Below are 19,019 nucleotides of genomic sequence, written 5' to 3' on the forward strand. Positions count from 1 at the left end.
CCCAAATATCTTCAAAAAATATTCTATTCTACCGCATTACTACTTCTCGTTGATATGAATTAAACCTTGGTCAAATATTTCTCTTACATGATCATCAACTAATGAATAATATACTACTTTGCCTTCTTTTCTGTTTTTCACTAAATTAGCTTGTTTTAAGACTCTCAGCTGATGGGAAATTGCTGATTGTGTCATGTTAAGTAATACAGCGATATCACAAACACACATTTCAGCTTCATGTAAAGCCCATAATATCCTGATTCGTGTTGAATCTCCAAATACTTTAAATAATTCTGCTAGATCATAAAGGCTTTCTTCTTGAGGCATTTTATCTCTAACTTGATTTACAATATCCTCATGAATTACATTGCAGTCACATCTTTCAATTGAATTAAATTTTTTAGTCATATTATTACCTCTTTTTAAATCATTTCATCTAATTACTTGAATAATCATTCATACGTTGTATATTTATTATATTATTATTTTTCTCTTGTGTCAATAGTTATATGAGCATTTATTCAAGTGTTTTTTTATATTATTTAAAATATCTCAAAAACATCTACTAAGACATTAGTACAGTCCCTTCTCGGTATCCTGTTCCATACATATCCTTTAAACAATTCCTTAAAAATAAAGACTTCTCCTTCGTACAAGTTTTCGGTTTCTTTAATAGCTTCATCTAACAGCTTATTACATCACTCATGTGGTCAACTCCTTATCAATAACCTTATAAACAACATTTTTGATAATATCACATGTATAAATCATGTAAAAGTCAATGCAAAAACCGCCAATCAAGAGAACCTAACTCTTAATTGACGGTTTATATTAGTATTAAATCATACTTCCATTTCAATTCCAGATTTAAAGCATATTACAAAGTGGTCATCATAAACACTAACATTCTGGATAATCTTCCTTACTAGGGTATCATCATAACGTGTAACCATTACTGGAACATAAGCTATAAATTTCGTCTTTAAAATGTCCGTTATTTGCAGTTAATATGTTGGGTACATTTTCTAGCACAAAATACTTCGGTCTAACAACACTAACTACCTCAAAAAAATAAAGGCAGTCCGGAGACTACCGATATTTATCTCTCTGCACCTTTGCTATGGTCTTTCTTATTAGACTTAGTTTTGTCATCTATCTTAAAGCTTTTTATTTGACCTAATATAGAATTTTTTCCTCATTATCATACCCTCCAACTTTTGAGTATAAAAATAGACAATAGAGTTTTTAATTTCTATCGTCTAAGATTATCTAATATTTATTTTTCTTTAAGTGGTTTTTTCTTCGGGTATAACCCTTTGTTACTAACACGCACCTCAAGGCGCTGGCTTTCACATTCGTTCAAGCCCTATTGTATTTTAACGCCCGCTACCCGTTAAACGGGTTTATCTATTTTTTCTTATCTCCAAATGGATTTTTATATTCTTTTGTTGTCAGTTTGTCTATCGCAATGTCATGCGATTCTTGTTCTCTGATAAATTTTCTTATTGTACTTTCATTCAATCCTACAGTACTTACATAGTATCCTTCTGCCCAAAACTTTCTATTTCCGTATCTGTATTTCAAGTTTGAATGCATATCAAATATCATTAATGAACTTTTTCCTTTCAGATATCCTATAAAACTTGATACACTATATTTTGGCGGTATTGATAGTAGCAAATGTATATGATCTGGCATTATATGTCCTTCTATTATTTCCACTCCTTTATACTTACATAACCTTTTTATTATATTTACTATATTTCGTTTGTATTGATTAAATTCTATTTTTCGTCTATACTTGGTGTAAAAACAATATGGTATTTACACAACCACTTTGTATGCAATAAACTATTATGTTTATTTGCCATAATTAAAAATCATCCTTTCTTTATTTTAGAGCTTGAACTACTCTTATTTTATCAAGAAAGGATGATTTTTCAATTGTTTAACTTTTATCTCGCACCCGCATAGCGGGTGGTTTTTTGTTTCGGAGACTTCGCCTCCTCAACTGGCTAAAGCCTTTAATAAAAAACTGCAACATACTAGTTGCAGTTAAACACAGATTTACTTCTGTTACTTCTAAAAATTTACTAAAGTTAAATTTGGAGTATCAGAGGGATTGAAATATTTTCTTTCTAATCTATAGAAATGCCTATTCTGTTCGAGTTTCAGCTAAATATATTCCCCATTCAGCTAATTCTTCAGGCAAATCATAAACAGTTTTACCGTTACTTTCATAGATTTCAGAAATTCCTGGTGAAGTCTCAGAAAAAGTTTCCCAAGCTGTCACTAGTTCTTCTACAAATTGAATATTATGAGGTTCAAAAAAGTCATTAAATTTCGATAGTTCTTTACTATAAATTGTCATAACATTATAGCTATCAAGCATAATTTCATCATGACTTTTATGCCCACCAAATCCAAACTTACTTAATCCATCATTAACAAGCAAATCACCGTATCTAATCAACAGTACAAGGCATTCCTCTATTGAACAACCATCAATGTAATAAACATCCATATGGGATTCATTGATAATATTCTTTGCTATTACTTTTTCTCTATCAATACTAACAGGCAATTCCAAAATAAAAAACAAGGGCTCGTCATGAATCGCAATAAAGTGTTGAAAAACCTCTAATATTTTTTCTGCGTGTACATTCGCCATCAAATGATGTTCAGTTAACTTTGTAAATGACTCAAACAGGTTTTCTACCAAGCTAACTCGGTGACCTTTTACTAAATTCAACATTATGCGTCCTCCAGATAATTTAAACATTATACACATTTATAATCTTATTATACCATTAAAACCTCAAAAAGACTATAACTTCCCTGCCACAGTCTCTTATAAATCTACCTCAGTTCCTTATGCTGAACTACATTCAGAACAGAAAATATTGGTAGTAAAAGAAGCATTTCAATAATTTATTCATAGCTATTAGGAACGTTTCTCTAACAAGCTTACACACTCAACATGAAACGAGTGAACACTAAGTATGTCAAGTAGTTGCGTTCGTATGTGGGAACATATCTATAAACCTTTTAACGATAAGTAGGGTTATCGTTAAAAGGTATTACCTAGACAAACTGGGATTTACTTAGTCGACAGCCACTCTCCCTTTGATAGACAGGTTATGTGTTCTGTGCGAAGAATACCTTCAAATGCACATAGAACGTTTTCTTTTGTATGATGATAACGGAAACCACATTTTTCCTGAACTCTCTTTGACTTTGTATTGCCGTCAAAATAACCGCACCACATTTTCTCCAGATTCAGGTCATCAAATCCATGTCTCATAATCTCACGAACTGCTTCTGGTATCAGACCCTGACCCCAATACGGAACTCCTATCCAGTAACCAATCTCCGCCTCAGTATCAGGAATACCTTTATCACTTACAGAGCCGATCATCAATCCTATGCTACCCACTGGCTGCATCGTTTCTTTTAAAACTATGGCGTATGTCTCAGGTGCTGAAAAAACACTTTTTATAATCTCCTTGCTATTTTCAACACTGGTATGTACAGGCCAACCTGCAATCGGACCAACCTCTGGATTACTGGCATACTGAAATAAATCATTTGCATCACTTTCTTCCCATGGACGAAGAATCAATCTTTCCGTTTCTAAAATCATTTTGTCCTCCTTAAATTCAAATTTGTCTTTGTTTAAAAATAAATCCTATTATATAATTCCATAAACTCTTTAGCAAACTTTTTGACAAGTTCATGATCAAGTGCAGTTACTAAAGTTTCTACATTTTTATTAGCTGTTGGTGTCCAATTATATGATCCGTGCATTACATAGTCCATATCTATGATACAAAACTTATCATGCATACGGTTATATCCTTTATTTCCCCATCTCGGAATGACCACAACATCGAACTTATTCTCTCTCAGTTTTGAAATCATATTTATATTTGAGTCTTCCTGCGAAACTATTATTCTTACATTTAATCCTTGCTTCTTTTTCGCTAATAACTCTTGATAAATAGCTTCATTAGAAAACCATGCAACAGCTGCCCAAATTATAAATTTAGCATCTCTAATTCCCTGAATTACTTCATCTTGAATTGCATCAAAAACTACATTATGCTCTGTTACTTCATCTGGTGTATCAATTACCTGTGGACGTATTTCAACGTGATGTAAAGCATAATCATCAGACTCCTCATATACATACTCTACTAACTCTTCTAGAATCTTCTCATTTTCTTCTGCGATTTCTAACAAAGGAACCGGAACTCGTAATTCCACAATCTCCCAATGTTGATAGGAACGCCCATGATTTGCAAATTCATATTGTGGAACAAAATTTACTCTTGCTCTACCTATTAACCTCAACAGTTGGTCTCTTGATTCAATTGTTCTGTATTTTCTATCATATTTCAATACTTCTATCAGAGTCTTAATGAAAGCACTTCTATCCATTAATATCACCTCTCTTTATATATTTACCACTCTTAGTTCTTTTATCATTTGGTTTTTCAGCGTCTGCAGGAATATCCCAATATAATCCAATCTTTATGGCACCAGGTACACATCCCTATATGCAGAGGATTAGTATACTTGTTTCTTAGTTATATTATAATGTTAATTAGGCTATTTTACAATTGTCAAATTTATAGCTGGGTGCCAGTGGGTGCATTTTTTCTTATTATCCATTCTCTAGTGTCAACTCTAGGCTATGGATATGTTCCCGCTCAACCTTATTTTCTCTCAAATAATAAGGCTTACTCTAAGCTATCGATACCTTTTAACGATAGCCTAGAATAAGCCTTTATTTTCTATATTTTATTTACTTAGCGGGTGCAACTCTTGACATCAATACTACACACTCAACATGTGCTGAGAGCTTTCTTCTATACTAATAGACGAAAGGGTGTGAAAATGATTTTTAAATGATACTGTGGAACGGAACAGTAGCCCTAGTATTGACTACTGTCGTTTCTATTCATATTGGCTATTCTAGGACTGAGATGAAAAAATCTATAAATGCTCAGAATAAAATTGAACCCGCAAATCTCCCCAAAACAATGGTGAGTCATGTACTTGTATTATTCCGAAAAAATACACCTCTGGTGCAGTGAGACAAATTGGTGTATCTTATAGTGGCTTCGTAGATGAAAGCTATACTCTACTATCACTCTTTGATGATGTAGAACAAATTGAAAAAGATAATAGACTTCAGACAGCTATTGATGTTGTCAGAGAACAGTTTGGTTTTTTAGCCATACAAAAAGGAACCGTCCTAACTGAAGGTTCCAGAAATATTGAACGCAGTAAACTTATCGGTGGTCATTCCGCGGGTGGATTGGAGGGATTAAAATGAAACAAGAAAAAAATACAGTACAATTTTCAGAAATCCGTAGCAAAGGATGTAATGATATTGAAATGCTTGAAAGATTTTTACATGGAATCGTTGAAACAGCAACTTCAAAACTTCGTCAGAGAAAACTCAAAACAACTGAAATATCGATACGACTAGTACATGCTAAATCTGAAAACCGATTACCATTGGAATTTACATTTAGCATTAAGCCAACAAGCTCATCTGTGATAATCTATACTGAGGTAATCAATCGCTTTAAAGAATGTTACACAGGTGGGGGAATTCAAGGTTTTACGATTCAATTTGATAAAAATACCCTTGCCTCTGCATAGAAAGGATTTGATATGATTGACCGTTCATATTTACCATTTCAATCAGCAAGAGAGTACCAGGATACAAAGATGCAAAAATGGATGGGCTTTTTCCTATCTGAACATGCATTAGCACTCTCTGATGATACAAACAAAGTAACGTACATGTCTGACTTATCACTAGAGAAGAAATTATTACTCCTCAGTCAAGTATACGCCGGGCAGCTACGCACACGCATTCAAGTGATTGAAAAAAACAAGCGTGTTTCCTACACTGGAACAATACCAAGTCTGACCAAAGATTTCATTTTGATAAAAACTACAACAGGTCACATCAATTTGAAATTAAAAGACATTATTAGTATTGAACTTGTCGAGGAGGTGCTCTATGAATCAGCTTGAGTTTCAGCGTAATCACCTACAAATGGACTATTATAGCGAGAGCTACCAAGATTTTGAACGTGACTTCTACCGCTACTCTAACATGAATATTCCATTGACCTTCCTAACTGATGATATCCTAAAAACAATGGCGACTTCACGTAAGAATTACTTTGTCCTCAATAAGGAAAAGTCCAGAGATAACCGCGATCACTTCTTCATATTTGAAGTAAGTACCGTAGATGAGAATCCGCTAATCTATCATTATACATATAAGAAAACTACAATATATTTAGCAGAAAAATAGGAGCAGTTCAATTGACTGTTCCTATTTTTAATATTCATAAAATCTAAAGTCTTTATACTCTTTAACAATGGAGTCGCCAACCAGAACAGACTATACTGACCAGCGACTACCTTAAATTTAATGTTTCAGATTTATTTTCTTATCTCTAATTTCATAAACTACATCTGCTACATTTTCGAGTAATCGTTTATCGTGGGTGATAAACACGATAGTTCCGGTGTACTCCTTCATTAGTATTTCCAAAGCCTCTAAACTTGGTATGTCAAGGAAGTTACTGGGTTCATCCATTATTAGGATGTTATATCTACCCATGAGCATTTTAGCAAGCAACAATTTTATAATTTCTCCACCGCTTAAAACAGATAAACTTTTTCCAATATCGTTCTGTTTGAACCCCATAGATGCTAGCACTGAACGAATTTCTGATATATTGTAGTCACAATCCTTCTGCATAAACTCCATAACATTCTGATTACTGTTGTACTTGTAACCATTCTGTGCAAAGTAACCTATTTTTGCCTTAGGCGAAATAGAAATTCCTTCTTCATGGTTTAAGATCATTTGGATTAAAGTTGTTTTTCCGATTCCATTACCACCAGTTAACGCCACTTTTGCTCCTAACGGAATTTGAAAAGATGCATTTTCAAACAGAGCCTTATCCCCAAATACTTTATTAATTTCTGCACCGACTATAGGGTATGGATTATGGAGCTCCAATGCTTTACTTTGCCTGAAACGAATTCTGCGAATGCCTTCCGGAGCTTCTACTTTTCCTAAGGCCGCAATCCTGTGCTCTAGGGTTTTAGCAGCATTATACATCTTTTTTTCCTTACTTCCTATTGATTTTTGATGAGCTAAACGCCCTCCGTCTTCAGTACTTTTTTTCTTTGAAGAACCTTTTGCCTTCTGTTCTATTTTACGAGCCTGTTTTCGCTTTTCCTCCGCAGCCCTTTCCAATCGGGCACGTTCCGCAATAAATTGTTCGTATTCTGCAGCTTGGCTCTTACGTTCTTCCTCTTTCTGACGAAGATAATCAGAATAGTTTCCCCAATACTCAGTGATTTTGCCATCTTTCAGTTCCCATATTTTATCTACTATTTCATCAAGAAAATAGCGGTCATGGCTAATAACTAACAGTGCACCTGTAAAATATTTTAGCTGTCCTATTAGAAAATCAATTCCTTCACGGTCTAAATGGCTCGTAGGTTCATCCGCTAAAATACCATGAACCTGTGCCGATAAGGCCTGTGCTATTTTAAGCCTTGTTTCTTCACCACCGCTCATAGTCTGTATATTTAATTGCTCAACACCTAGCTTGCCTACAAGTGCAAAATCTTTTTCCTCCTGCAGAGTTACTTCGTCCAACTGGGGAATATAGGCAAGTTCACCCAGACGATTCATTTTACATCCTGGGGGAGTTAATTCTCCTAAAAGTACCCTGAGTAAAGTGCTTTTTCCAGCACCATTTGCTCCTACTAAACCAATACGGTCATAATCATATACTTCTAATTCATTTATATCTAAAACATCGCGTCCTTTGAATTCCACACGAATGTCTTTTGCTTTTAATATTAATTCCATAACATTTCCTCCAATATTGTTTATTTTAAATCTAATTTTCTAACCTCAGTTATCATTTGGCAAACTATAGCAATGCCAATAATTAAAATACCTGATAGTAAAAACCAATGATTTACACCGATTTTATCAGCAAAGAATCCAGAAAGAATTAACCCAATTGGCATAGCAAGTGACATGATACTTCCGATCAAAGAAAATACACGTCCTAAATATTCAGGCTTAATTTTCTCCTGAAAAAGAGCTGTTTGCACACCGCTATAAAATGGCACCGAAAGCCCCATTATTGCACAGCAAACTACGAATATTACAAATCCATTTGGAGGAAGTATTCCCGAAACGGCTAAACTGGTCCCCATTATAAAAAATGAACTTGTTATTAGTAATACATGCTTTTCGAAGCCCCCTAATCTTCCTAATAATAAGCCTCCTGCTAGCATCCCAAATGCAAAGGAAATTTCCGTAATAGAAATATGCACAGGCGTTCCATTAAAGTGTTCCATGCTTATTAAAGGAAATAGTGCATTGATTGGCATATAAACAAAAGTATATAGTGTTCCTAAGAGTAATAAGGCAAACAATCCTTTGTTTTGTCTCAGAACCACAACTCCTTCTTTCATCTCCCTTATGAAATTTGGTTCTAAACTTTGCACTTGATTACCCAGCTTAGGTATACGTACAATTGCTACCGTAATAGATGCAATCACAGCACCCAATACGTCGATGGCAATAATAGCATTTAAATCCCAAACGGAGTATAAGAGTGCTGCAACTGCCGGACTAACAATATAGCTTATAGACTGCAAAGACTGACTATAGCCTGCGCATTTCGTTAGCTGTTCTTCTGGTACTAAAAGTGGTGTAACCGCATTGAGTGCTGGGGTATGAAAAGCTGTTCCAATGCTACGGATAAACAATACTATCATAATCATCCAGACAGGTAGCTCCATACAGAATGCAACAATAGCAAGCACTGCACCAGCTGCTGCGATAATTAAATCGGCACCAATCATTATCTTCTTCCTATCATGACGATCCACTAGCACACCAATGGCAGGTCCCAAAATCGCATAGGGTAAAAAACCTACTAATGAAGCCATAGACAAGACCATCGCAGATCCTGTTTTTTCTGTAAGGTAAAAAATAATCGCCATTTGCAGGATGGCACTAGTGATTAATGATACTGCTTGCCCTGCCCATATTGCATAAAATTTTCGTTTCCAATTGTTGTATTTTTCCATTTATATTATCTCCTGCATATTATTTTGCTTGAATTTCTATTTTGAATAGCATTCTAGGCAATAAAAAATGCAGGCCAAACCCCACAATGTGGCTTTTGGTCTGCATACATACAATTTGGAAACATTCATATTAAAGACATAGTTAAATAAAGGTATAGTTAAATAACCAATATCCTCACCGTAACTAATGAATGCTCAATATCGTATAAATAAGCACAACAAAAAAGCCTATCATCGGGTATAGATTCTGCTTTTTTTATTGCCAGCTTATCTTAAACGCATTGAGGCTGTCATAGTTTCGGTTCCTCCTACATCTTTGTTTATATCTATTTATAGTATAACACAACAAGATGATATGTTCAATATAAAAGTTATGGAATGAGACTCATACTTCCAATTCGATGCCAGATTTAAAGGATATGACGAAGTTTTCTTCATAGACTGTAACGCTCTGGATTATCTTCCTTAGTAGCAAGCGATTAGCTTTCACAAAATCTTCTGTTTGTAGTTTTAAAAATTCATCAGGATTTTCTAACTCAACCTCAAAATATTTCATTTTACATTCCCTCATTTCATTTATTGATAAATTGAGTTTGCAAAAAAGAGTGGACAATTTTTGTCTACTCTTAACCTTTAAAATAGTTTTTTTTAATCGATTTGAAGTTGCCTAAATTATTACTTATTCGGTAAAATGAAGTATTGCTTTCAACAGATTTCCTTCAACTACACTTCACTTGATTCAAACAAGGTGGGTACATTTCTATTCCCACAAACTCCTTGTCAATGGAAACAAACACGTACCCACAGGGTAAATGGAAATAGAAACTGATAATTTCTAGCTATCACTTCTACTCATTCCAAAAATTTTCTCACTCTGATACTTACCCACCATAAAGCAAAAAGCCTTGCAATCAAGGCTTTCATTATCCCTTTCGTTCAAAGGTTTCTAAGCTTTTACGAGCAGAGCGACACACTCAGCGGTTCGCTATCTCCGTTCTGTCTGCGTGCTAGCACTTGTCAATCATGGACAGCTATCGCATGGGCGGAAGTAAATGCTAATCTTCGTCGTTTTACTCCTTGACTAGCAAACTTACCGCCTCAACATGATACGTTCCTGGGAACATATCTACAGGTTGCACTGCACCTAGTTTATAACCTAGACCTCTCATAATTTCCATATCTCTAGCTAATGTTGCTGAATTACAACTAACATAGACTATTTTTTCTATATTCATAGCTGCAAGATCACGTAAGAAACTTTCCTCACAACCTTTACGTGGTGGATCAACGATAACTGCATCTAATTTCACATTTTGTGAGATTAATTTTTTAATTACATCTTCACTCTTACCTAGTAAAAACTCTACATTAGTTATATTATTATTTTTAGCATTTTCACGAGCATCTAAAACAGCCGCTTCTACTATTTCAATACCATATACTTTCTTAACTTTCTTAGCTGCGAATAGACTTATGGTTCCAATACCACAGTAAGCATCAATTATCGTATCAGTTTCTTTTAATTCTGCAAGTTCCAACGCTTTACTATATAATACCTCTGTTTGAACTGGATTCACTTGATAAAATGAACGAAGTGAAATCTTGAACTCTATTCCGTCTAACGTGTCAGTTATGTAGTCTTTACCAAAAAGTTTTTCAGTTTTATCACCAAAGATTACATTTGTCTTCTTGTCATTAATATTTAACATAATACTAACAATTCTATCGTCTAATTTAGATATTTTTTCAACAAATTCATCTAGTTTATTAAACTTCTCCTTCGCTACAATACCAACCATAATTTCACTTTTCAGGGTATTTGTTCTAAACATAATATGTCTAATAGCACCTGAGTGATTGTTTTCATCATAAACAGATAAGTTAAGCTCTGAGATTAGACTACGTAATTTATTCATCAATACATTATGTTCGTCATATTGAATAAAACATTTTTCTATATTAACAACATCATGGCTTCGTGGTTTATAATACCCCATCTTAACCTCGCCATTAACTTTTTGTACTGGAATCACAGATTTATTACGATAATGGTATCCATCTTCCATTCCTAGCGTATCTAATACTTCGATAGAATCTTTTCCAAGAGCTTTATCCATAACATTTTGAACTTTTTTCTTTTTAAACTTCAACTGTTCTTCATAGTTCATATGAACTAAATTCGCCCCTGAAGTTTTGGGAATACCATCTACTCTATTTTTAGAACTTTCAATAATATTAAGAACTTTTCCGTAACCAAGATTTTTCTTTAATTTAATTATCTTAAACTCAATTACTTCACCTTCTATAACATCTTCAATAAAAATCGGAAAATTGTCAATTTTAACTACACCAAGACCATCGTGGGTATAATCTATAACTTTCCCTTCGAATATATCATTTTTTTGCATAATTCACCTTTCTAAAATAAAAAGGAGAACAGCTATAGGAAACTGACTTCCCTACTCTGTTCTCCTACATTTAATATCTATTAAACTATCTTTACATGCTTAAACCAATTACTTTAATTGAATTAACAAACTCAAGATCTTTAATTCGTTTATTTAATTTTTCAATATTTATATCACCTGAGCTAAGCTCTAAAGAAATAATTATCGTAGCTTTTGCATTAATCGGTACTGTTTGGTGAATAGTAAGAACACTACACTTCTCTTCATTAACAACCGCTAAAATTTTACCTAATATTCCTGGAATATCATCAACATCAATAGACAACGATAGAATTGATTGTCTTTTCACATCTTGAATTGGAAAAATTGTATCTTTATATTTATAAAATGCACTTCTACTTAAATCAAATCTTTTAGAAGCTTCTAAAATTGATAATTTCGAATCTTCTTCTAAAGCTTTTTTCATCGCCAACGTCTTCTTTACAGCTTCTGGCAATACATCTTCTCTAATTATATAATAAACTTTTTCTTTATCCACAGTGGTTATCTCCTACTCTACGAATTCAAACTCACCTTTAAGAATTTTAACCGTATCACCGTTTTTACATCCTCTTTCACGTAAAGCATCATCTACACCCATAGAACGCATTTGTTGAGCAAAACGTCTAACAGAAGCATCACGGTTAAAGTCAGTCATTAAGAATGCACGTTCGATACCAGGTCCACTTACTACATAAGCACCTGTGTCATCACGAGTAATCTTGAATGTTTCATCCTTAGGTTTATGTTTATAAAGAACTCTGTTTTCCATACTTTCTTCTTCAGTATCAAGTTCATATAACGTATTTGGATCTGTGTTATCTAGAATATCACTTACTTTATAAAGTAAATTATCTATATTACTACGTGTAAATGCAGAAATTTCAACGATATCTACATCTTCACCGTCATTTTCTAATTGTTTTTTAAATTCTTTAAGATTTTCACTCGCAACTGGAATATCCATCTTGTTAGCTACCACTACTTGAGGTCTTTCTAAAAGTCTCATGTTGTACTCTGCTAACTCTTGGTTAATAATTTTATAATCTTCATATGGATCACGTCCATCAGTTGCTGACATATCTACTACGTGAACAATAACTTTCGTTCTTTCGATGTGACGTAAAAATTGGTGACCAAGACCTACACCTTGGCTAGCCCCTTCGATTAATCCTGGAAGGTCAGCCATAACAAAACTTCTGTGGTCTTTTGTTTCTACTACTCCAAGATTTGGCGCTAATGTTGTAAAATGATAATCAGCAATTTTTGGTTTTGCTTTTGATGTTATTGATAATAATGTTGATTTACCAACAGAAGGGAATCCAACAAGACCTACATCCGCCATAAGTTTTAATTCTAAAGTCAGATTTCTTTCTTCTCCTGGTTCACCATTTTCAGCGATTTCTGGCGCTGGGTTTGAAGGTGTTGCGAAACGACAGTTTCCGCGTCCACCACGTCCTCCACGAGCTACTACTACTTCTTGCTCGTGTTCTACTAAGTCTGCTAATACCTCTCCAGTATCTGTATCACGAATTACAGTCCCAGGTGGTACTTTTAAGTATAAATCTTTAGATTTTCTACCGTGCATACCTTTACTCATTCCGTTCTCACCATTAGGTGCTACGAATTTCTTTTGGTAACGATAATCCATGAAAGTTCTTAAACCTTCATCAACTATAAATACAACATTTGCTCCACGTCCACCGTCACCACCTGCTGGACCACCTTTTGGAACATACTTTTCTCTTCTAAATGCTACTAATCCATTCCCACCATCACCTGATCGGACGAATATTTTTACCTCATCTAAAAACATAAAAATCTCCTATACAATTCTCTTTATTTTCTTAAATTTCAACTTTTAAACTATATAAAATTCAACATGATAAAAGTTCATATACCATGAACTATTATAACATAATTTTTCCTTTAATAATAATATTTAGCGAGATTTTAAACAAAAAAATATACGGCTGCATACACAGCCGTACTTTACTCCACAGGCAGGACTCGAACCTGCGACCCTCTGATTAACAGTCAGATGCTACTACCAACTGAGCTACTGTGGAAAAATCTCTAAATAAAAAAATGGAGCGGGTGATGAGAATCGAACTCACAACATCAGTTTGGAAGACTGAGGTTTTACCACTAAACTACACCCGCATAAATATTTGTTATTAACTTATGTATTAATTATATAATAGATATTATAGTTTGTCAACAACTTTTTTAATTTTTTTTTATTTTTTTAAAATTTTCTAATTTTGTTAGCTTTACTAAAGAATTATTTTGAAAAACAAGAAACATCTATAGAAAAATTAACAATTTTTTCAATTGATAATATATAGTATAATATTTTTCTTTTAATTTGTAAAGGTATTTTTGCAATAAGCTATAAATTTTATCCCAACACTAAAATTTTAAAATGTAATTAACATATATTGACCAGCCTATTCTAGTATTATATAATTTTTTTATATAGAGGTAATTCAAGATATTTTATAAAAATTAAACATTATCGATTAGGAGAAGGAAATATGAAATCTAAATTACTATTTACAGTTTTATTATCAGCTTCTGTAATTCTAAGTGGGTGTTCATTATTTAAAAGAGATCTAATTAGACAAAGTAAATCTACAGCAGAAAATAAAACGACAACAACAAAAAATGAAAATTCGTCAGATAAAGTATACGGACTTAATGAAGAATGGATTGTAGATGGTCAATGGAGATTAAAAATAACAGAGGTTAAAACTACTCAAGATAGAAGTAAACATATCAAAGATAAAATAGCACAAGTAGTTATCATAAAATATACTTATGAGAACTTAGGTTTTAAAAATGAATATCAAGATCTATTTTTAGCTCCTAGAACAGTTATTGATGGAGCAGAAAATGAGGCTAGAATTTATCCAGTTAATTCTTCAAAATATCCCGAATCTACTCCAATTGGTGCAATTTCAGAATCTGCTATGGGATACGGTTTAAGTGTAGAAAGTGACAAAATTAAAATTTCTTTTACACAATTCGATAAGGATGGTAAAAAAATGGAAAATGCCACTTTCGAAGTCCCAGTAACTAAATGATAAAATAAAAAGGTTTGATATAGTAATTTGATTTTACATCTATCAAACCTTTTTTTATTAATAGTTTATCAATATTTTTAATAATAAAGAAAAAGTGTTAAAATTTATCTAGTTTTTTTCTTTCACTTCTAGTTCTGTATATTTTTTATTTGATCCAAAACTTTCTTTAATAGGATACTTATTAGAATTACTAATTAACTTATCTGTAATAATTTTTTCTACATCAAGATTTAAATTGTCTGCAAGCATAAAAGCATAAATAAAAACATCTGCCAATTCTTCTTTAATTTGTGGTAATTTTTCTGATACAGTTACCTCTGATGTTTTCCATTGAAATAGTTCTAATAATTCACTAGCTTCTAGAGATATTGATATTGCTAAATCTTTTTCATTATGGAATTGTCTCCAATTTCTCTCATCTCTAAACTTATTAATTTTTCCTATAGTCTCTTTCATTATCCTTCACCTCGAATTCATTATAACATTATATTTAGATAATTTCATTATCCATATTTATAATGTGTGGGTCAAGTGCGGGTCAACTCACAATTAAAATATATTATTCAAGTGTACCTTTATACTATCAAAGGAATATCAAAACACAGTCAAAACATTGTCAAAAGGCAAAACAAAAAGCCTTAAACGTTGATACTTTAAGGCTTCTCTTACTTTATTATTTAGTTTCTCTGTTTGATTTGATAATTTCTATAAATTCCCAACACTCTCTAAACGTTGTTATATCAACATTTTTATATTTAGTTATTTATCCATATTGTTGGTAAATATTTCAATTTGTGGGTCAAGTGTGGGTCAACTCAAGATTATTTTTATTATTTATCTAGCACATATCAAAGGAATTAAGGGACGGTTTTTTAACCGTCTTTTAAGATGAAAAAAAGACTAAGAATAACAACTTAGTCTAACCATTTTATATTTTTAATTGTCGTTCTGCGAGTTTTATTATATTTTCTAGAATCACTTTCGTGTAAAGTAACCAGTTTATAAGAATTATTTACTTTTCTTAACCCTAATACTATAGCGGTTCTTCCAGTTGTTTCATATACCACTAGATTTAATTTCATACCGTTTTTAGGTATATCTTTATCTACGACACATATATTTATTTCTTTACCATAAAATACTTTCTCAATAAAATTATAATTTTTGAATCTAGAAAACATCTTGAAAAAATTTTGATGTCCAGATAAATCAGAAATTAATAATTCGTTATTTTTTATCATTTCTATACTTTTATTAGCATAAATATCTTTAGGTAAAACATAATGAAGTCCTAGTAGATGATGTAAATCAGTTTCATTAAATATAACCATTACATCATTCATCTTTTTATAATTCAACTCTAATAAACATTTTTTATTACAGAATTTTTCTTGATAATCTTCTAATGTGCTTTGTAATGTTGCATCACTATCCATACAACCTCCTTTATAAAGATAAAAAAAATAAGCACGGAACGGAAGTAGTCTCCGTACGGGACAATCGATTAGTTGTTGATAGTGGAACAACTAACTCCCTACTGTTGTGCTTCTTAGGCTTGTCGCAAGGGAACAGTTCTTAAGCTCTGCCAAGCGGTGTAACGTGCTTCTATTACACCTCTATATCACTATAGATTAATTAACGTTAATGGGACGAGACGATTTCTTAAAATTGCTAATTTGATGGAATATCCATCAATAACCTACTGTCTCTATATTTATTTTATATCAACATTATACTTTTGTCAACTTTCCTTATTACGTCTTAATATTTTTGTGCCCTTTTGTACTCTCTCAGTATTTTACGTTCTAAGCGTTCTGATGTTGCTTTCCCTTGTAATTATACCCCTTGACCTCTTACAAAGCAAATAAACACTTATATATGTTTACTGCATTAAGAAGCGGTATTCATGGTATTACTTTATAGGTTATAAATTTCAAGTTTTTTCAAGTTTTGTATGTTATTTCATCTTTTAAAAATAAATGTAGTAATTTGTAGTATCTTCTTATTACAAATATCAATATAGATCAATCCCCTATATATAAATTAATCTGAGGTTTTCTGAGGTTTTTAATGCTATATATCTTTAAATGCCACTAATTGCCACTAATATCTATATAGTTTTCAATGTAGTAATTTGTAGTAATTATATATAGGTTTTATACTCACATTTTCCAACATTTTCACTTATACAGAATTTTATTCCAACATTTTCCAACAATTTTACTTTCGCACGAAAAAATATGTACAGTGACGGCGTGAAGGTCGAACAACATGGTAGAGAGGTACTATCCCCCCTTTTAAAACTTCTTTTTGATCTATATAGGATTTTATCTAAGGTTTTATAAGGTTTTTGAAAACTCCTTTAAGACTGCCGAAACTACCGATTTTAAAGATATATAGATTTTTATGCCAACATTTGCCAACATTTATAGGTTTTATTTGTCAAGTTTTGACAAGTTTTTTTATCTATATATGTTTTTATACCAACATTTACCAACATTCCGTACAACATGAATAACACTCATATTTCTTAAATTTTATCTATATATAGAGTTTTATTCCCGTATTTTCCAGTATTTTACACTATACCTTATAGAATTTTATGTAACTAAAAGCTACTATCTCAACATTCTATATATAGGTTATTTTTCCGATATTTTCCGATATCTTATGTAAAATAACGTTATTTTCACCTCTAAAAATGGTAGTTTTTGTTAGTAAAAAGTAGCTTTTTCTTACTGCTGTTTAAAAGCTGTTTAACGTGTTTCAACTCAATTTAGTGTAATTATATCTATTTTCATACAGAAACGGTCTAATAACTGCATATTACCGCTCATAAGGAAAAAGAAATAGTCACTGTTCATTATTATTGTTTTTCCTCTATATACATTTCAAACCTTAACATTTCTTAACATTCTACCTTAGTAATTTATACCTTTTACCACTTCTAGGTGAAAAGAAAAAGACACCTATTAATAGATGTCTTCATTGTTCATAAACCTTAAATTAATAAAGCTTATTAAAAATATTAGTATCCCTCTTTGATTCTATCTATATAATCTACTAATTTGTGGTTAACCCCTGAAATAGGAATTACATCGGTTACCCAAAGTTTTTTCTCTGCGTCTTCATAAAGGATCAAATCTTCATCGGTTAATACTTCGTGTATTTTTTTATACATATCACCAACAATTAAAGTCTTCTCCTTAGCTGAAGCATTATGTTTCTCCTCTAATTCCTTAACTTTTTGTTGTATCTCTTCATCTAATAACTTATAATCTTGACTTACTTCCCTATAGTTAATATGCATTGGTGTGTCCCAATTAGTGATTATTTCTCTAGCTAATTCATCTTTAATAGGTCTTGTCTTCTCTTCCAACTCCTTGTTTAATTGATTTTCTACTTCATATAATATGTTAACATCTTTTTCCTTTTTAACTAATTCTTTTGTAACTTCAATTTTATCAGCAACGTTATTTGTTGAGTTTGTCTTCAACGTATCTATTTCATTTACCAATAGTTCTTGTTTTCCTTTTACCTCTGCTATAGCCTCAACAATGCTTGCTTTTACCTCATGATACTTTGTTACTAATTCGTTTATTTTCTCGTGTCCTTTTAGTACTTTATCCATTATTTTAAATTCTCCTCTACTAATTGTTTATAACCCTCTGGGTTCTCTTGTTTTAACTTAAGTCGTTCTGTATATTTCATTCTCTTCAGTTCATCTCTAGTAATTGTTAACTTCTTCACTTTACTTTGCTCATTCTTAGCTTTCTCAAGCTGTTCTTTTTGAACCCTCTCTGAATGTAGTTTATTTAATTCATCTATAATTTCTTGCTTTAATTTATCAATCATGATTTTCACCTCTTTGTTCTTCTTGTATTTTCAAATAATAATAGTACTTCTCCCTGTAATATATATATTTCGATAACATCCCAAAATACTTCTCTTGCTTCATTCTTGAGGGTTTAAACGGAAACCCTAGAAAGTTATTTAGCGGTATATCATTAGGATTGAAATTTTTATCTACTTTATAACATTGTTTAAGCATTAAATTATAATATCTATTAGGATCAGTTACTTTCCTATTTAATTGCTGTTTCCTTAAACCTATACAGGTTCTGCATACTAGTTTTTTATCTTCACTTATATACATTTTCAAACACTTATTATCGCATTTATAACACTTTATATAATATTTATATCCCCCTAAATTACAAGGTACTTTTTCAACCCTGTAATACTTTTTGACGCGTTCGTCTTTGATTATATCTTTAGTTTTGAAAGCTTCAAACATATTAATTCCCACTTTCTTTATTTAGACGTT

The 19,019-nt window shown here is 32.2% G+C and carries 20 protein-coding genes, 2 tRNA genes and 2 pseudogenes; 5 read left to right on the plus strand and 19 right to left on the minus strand.

Going from position 1 to position 19,019, the window contains the following annotated elements; genetic code table 11:
• Positions 1 to 39 precede the first annotated feature (39 nt).
• The 7 genes and pseudogenes from O5Y44_RS01715 to O5Y44_RS01755 form a co-directional block, all read right to left on the minus strand.
• The gene (locus tag O5Y44_RS01715; protein WP_003145044.1) at positions 40 to 408 is read right to left on the minus strand and encodes an ArsR/SmtB family transcription factor; all 369 of its coding nucleotides are present in this window, start codon (positions 406 to 408) and stop codon (positions 40 to 42) included.
• A gap of 134 nt (positions 409 to 542) precedes the next feature.
• Positions 543 to 689 (minus strand): DUF1413 domain-containing protein, encoded by a 147-nt coding sequence (locus O5Y44_RS01720; protein WP_483299441.1) that lies wholly within the window; start codon positions 687 to 689, stop codon positions 543 to 545.
• 247 nt (positions 690 to 936) lie between these two features.
• Positions 937 to 1,062, minus strand: a pseudogene (locus O5Y44_RS01730) (DNA cytosine methyltransferase); the annotation flags it as partial.
• Positions 1,063 to 1,407: 345 nt separating this feature from the next.
• Positions 1,408 to 1,871, minus strand: a pseudogene (gene tnpA / locus O5Y44_RS01740) (IS200/IS605 family transposase).
• Between the two features lie 284 nt (positions 1,872 to 2,155).
• Complete coding sequence (locus tag O5Y44_RS01745) at positions 2,156 to 2,755, minus strand: hypothetical protein (protein ID WP_316447152.1); 600 nt, start codon at positions 2,753 to 2,755, stop codon at positions 2,156 to 2,158.
• Positions 2,756 to 3,100: 345 nt separating this feature from the next.
• Positions 3,101 to 3,643, minus strand: a complete 543-nt coding sequence (locus tag O5Y44_RS01750) for a GNAT family N-acetyltransferase (protein WP_006703207.1) — start codon at positions 3,641 to 3,643, stop codon at positions 3,101 to 3,103.
• Positions 3,644 to 3,675: 32 nt separating this feature from the next.
• On the minus strand, positions 3,676 to 4,440 hold the full coding sequence (locus O5Y44_RS01755; RefSeq protein ID WP_316447151.1) for a phospholipase D-like domain-containing protein: 765 nt from the start codon (positions 4,438 to 4,440) through the stop codon (positions 3,676 to 3,678).
• A gap of 655 nt (positions 4,441 to 5,095) precedes the next feature.
• Here O5Y44_RS01755 and O5Y44_RS01760 point away from each other — a divergent pair.
• The 4 genes from O5Y44_RS01760 to O5Y44_RS01775 are packed head-to-tail and all read left to right on the plus strand — an operon-like array spanning position 5,096 to position 6,340.
• Complete coding sequence (locus O5Y44_RS01760; protein WP_001813542.1) at positions 5,096 to 5,341, plus strand: hypothetical protein; 246 nt, start codon at positions 5,096 to 5,098, stop codon at positions 5,339 to 5,341.
• Positions 5,338 to 5,673: a DinB/UmuC family translesion DNA polymerase gene (locus tag O5Y44_RS01765; protein WP_000806926.1), complete on the plus strand. Its 336-nt coding sequence runs from the start codon at positions 5,338 to 5,340 to the stop codon at positions 5,671 to 5,673. The genes O5Y44_RS01760 and O5Y44_RS01765 overlap by 4 nt, the downstream gene beginning before the upstream one ends.
• A 12-nt stretch (positions 5,674 to 5,685) precedes the next feature.
• Positions 5,686 to 6,054, plus strand: a complete 369-nt coding sequence (locus O5Y44_RS01770) for a hypothetical protein (protein ID WP_316447150.1) — start codon at positions 5,686 to 5,688, stop codon at positions 6,052 to 6,054.
• Positions 6,041 to 6,340 carry a DUF5960 family protein gene (locus O5Y44_RS01775; RefSeq protein ID WP_001072467.1) on the plus strand — a complete coding sequence of 100 codons (300 nt, stop codon included), beginning with the start codon at positions 6,041 to 6,043 and terminating at the stop codon, positions 6,338 to 6,340. The genes O5Y44_RS01770 and O5Y44_RS01775 overlap by 14 nt, the downstream gene beginning before the upstream one ends.
• A gap of 117 nt (positions 6,341 to 6,457) precedes the next feature.
• Here O5Y44_RS01775 and msr(D) read toward each other — a convergent pair whose 3' ends face one another.
• From msr(D) to O5Y44_RS01815, 7 genes are all read right to left on the minus strand, one after another.
• A complete protein-coding gene (gene msr(D), locus O5Y44_RS01780) occupies positions 6,458 to 7,921 on the minus strand; it encodes an ABC-F type ribosomal protection protein Msr(D) (protein ID WP_000420313.1) in 1,464 nt (487 codons plus the stop codon).
• 20 nt (positions 7,922 to 7,941) lie between these two features.
• Positions 7,942 to 9,159, minus strand: a complete 1,218-nt coding sequence (mef(A), locus tag O5Y44_RS01785; RefSeq protein WP_000417519.1) for a macrolide efflux MFS transporter Mef(A) — start codon at positions 9,157 to 9,159, stop codon at positions 7,942 to 7,944.
• Positions 9,160 to 10,229: 1,070 nt separating this feature from the next.
• On the minus strand, positions 10,230 to 11,567 hold the full coding sequence (gene rlmD, locus O5Y44_RS01795) for a 23S rRNA (uracil(1939)-C(5))-methyltransferase RlmD (protein WP_316447148.1): 1,338 nt from the start codon (positions 11,565 to 11,567) through the stop codon (positions 10,230 to 10,232).
• A 91-nt stretch (positions 11,568 to 11,658) separates the two neighbouring features.
• A complete protein-coding gene (locus O5Y44_RS01800) occupies positions 11,659 to 12,105 on the minus strand; it encodes an ACT domain-containing protein (RefSeq protein ID WP_271965415.1) in 447 nt (148 codons plus the stop codon).
• Positions 12,106 to 12,117: 12 nt separating this feature from the next.
• On the minus strand, positions 12,118 to 13,422 hold the full coding sequence (gene obgE / locus O5Y44_RS01805) for a GTPase ObgE (RefSeq protein ID WP_271987588.1): 1,305 nt from the start codon (positions 13,420 to 13,422) through the stop codon (positions 12,118 to 12,120).
• 179 nt (positions 13,423 to 13,601) lie between these two features.
• A tRNA-Asn gene (locus tag O5Y44_RS01810) sits at positions 13,602 to 13,675 on the minus strand.
• 20 nt (positions 13,676 to 13,695) lie between these two features.
• Positions 13,696 to 13,769: transfer RNA gene (locus tag O5Y44_RS01815), tRNA-Gly, on the minus strand.
• Positions 13,770 to 14,143: 374 nt separating this feature from the next.
• Between O5Y44_RS01815 and O5Y44_RS01820 the strand changes: the two genes are divergently transcribed.
• On the plus strand, positions 14,144 to 14,692 hold the full coding sequence (locus tag O5Y44_RS01820) for a cell wall-binding protein (protein WP_271987587.1): 549 nt from the start codon (positions 14,144 to 14,146) through the stop codon (positions 14,690 to 14,692).
• A gap of 108 nt (positions 14,693 to 14,800) precedes the next feature.
• Here the strand turns inward: O5Y44_RS01820 and O5Y44_RS01825 are convergent, their stop codons facing one another.
• The 5 genes from O5Y44_RS01825 to O5Y44_RS01845 all read right to left on the minus strand — a co-directional run bounded on the left by O5Y44_RS01825 (position 14,801) and on the right by O5Y44_RS01845 (position 18,989).
• Positions 14,801 to 15,148 (minus strand): nucleotide pyrophosphohydrolase, encoded by a 348-nt coding sequence (locus tag O5Y44_RS01825; RefSeq protein WP_271965412.1) that lies wholly within the window; start codon positions 15,146 to 15,148, stop codon positions 14,801 to 14,803.
• Between the two features lie 458 nt (positions 15,149 to 15,606).
• Positions 15,607 to 16,128: a PBECR4 domain-containing protein gene (locus tag O5Y44_RS01830; RefSeq protein ID WP_371465336.1), complete on the minus strand. Its 522-nt coding sequence runs from the start codon at positions 16,126 to 16,128 to the stop codon at positions 15,607 to 15,609.
• A 1,592-nt stretch (positions 16,129 to 17,720) separates the two neighbouring features.
• On the minus strand, positions 17,721 to 18,323 hold the full coding sequence (locus O5Y44_RS01835) for a hypothetical protein (RefSeq protein WP_371465338.1): 603 nt from the start codon (positions 18,321 to 18,323) through the stop codon (positions 17,721 to 17,723).
• On the minus strand, positions 18,323 to 18,547 hold the full coding sequence (locus O5Y44_RS01840) for a hypothetical protein (protein WP_371465340.1): 225 nt from the start codon (positions 18,545 to 18,547) through the stop codon (positions 18,323 to 18,325). Before O5Y44_RS01840 ends, O5Y44_RS01835 begins: the two co-directional genes overlap by 1 nt.
• Complete coding sequence (locus O5Y44_RS01845) at positions 18,540 to 18,989, minus strand: hypothetical protein (RefSeq protein WP_371465342.1); 450 nt, start codon at positions 18,987 to 18,989, stop codon at positions 18,540 to 18,542. Before O5Y44_RS01845 ends, O5Y44_RS01840 begins: the two co-directional genes overlap by 8 nt.
• Positions 18,990 to 19,019 lie beyond the last annotated feature (30 nt).

The organism is Gemella sp. 27098_8_155 (assembly GCF_041433725.1).
GTDB lineage: Bacteria > Bacillota > Bacilli > Staphylococcales > Gemellaceae > Gemella > Gemella haemolysans_D.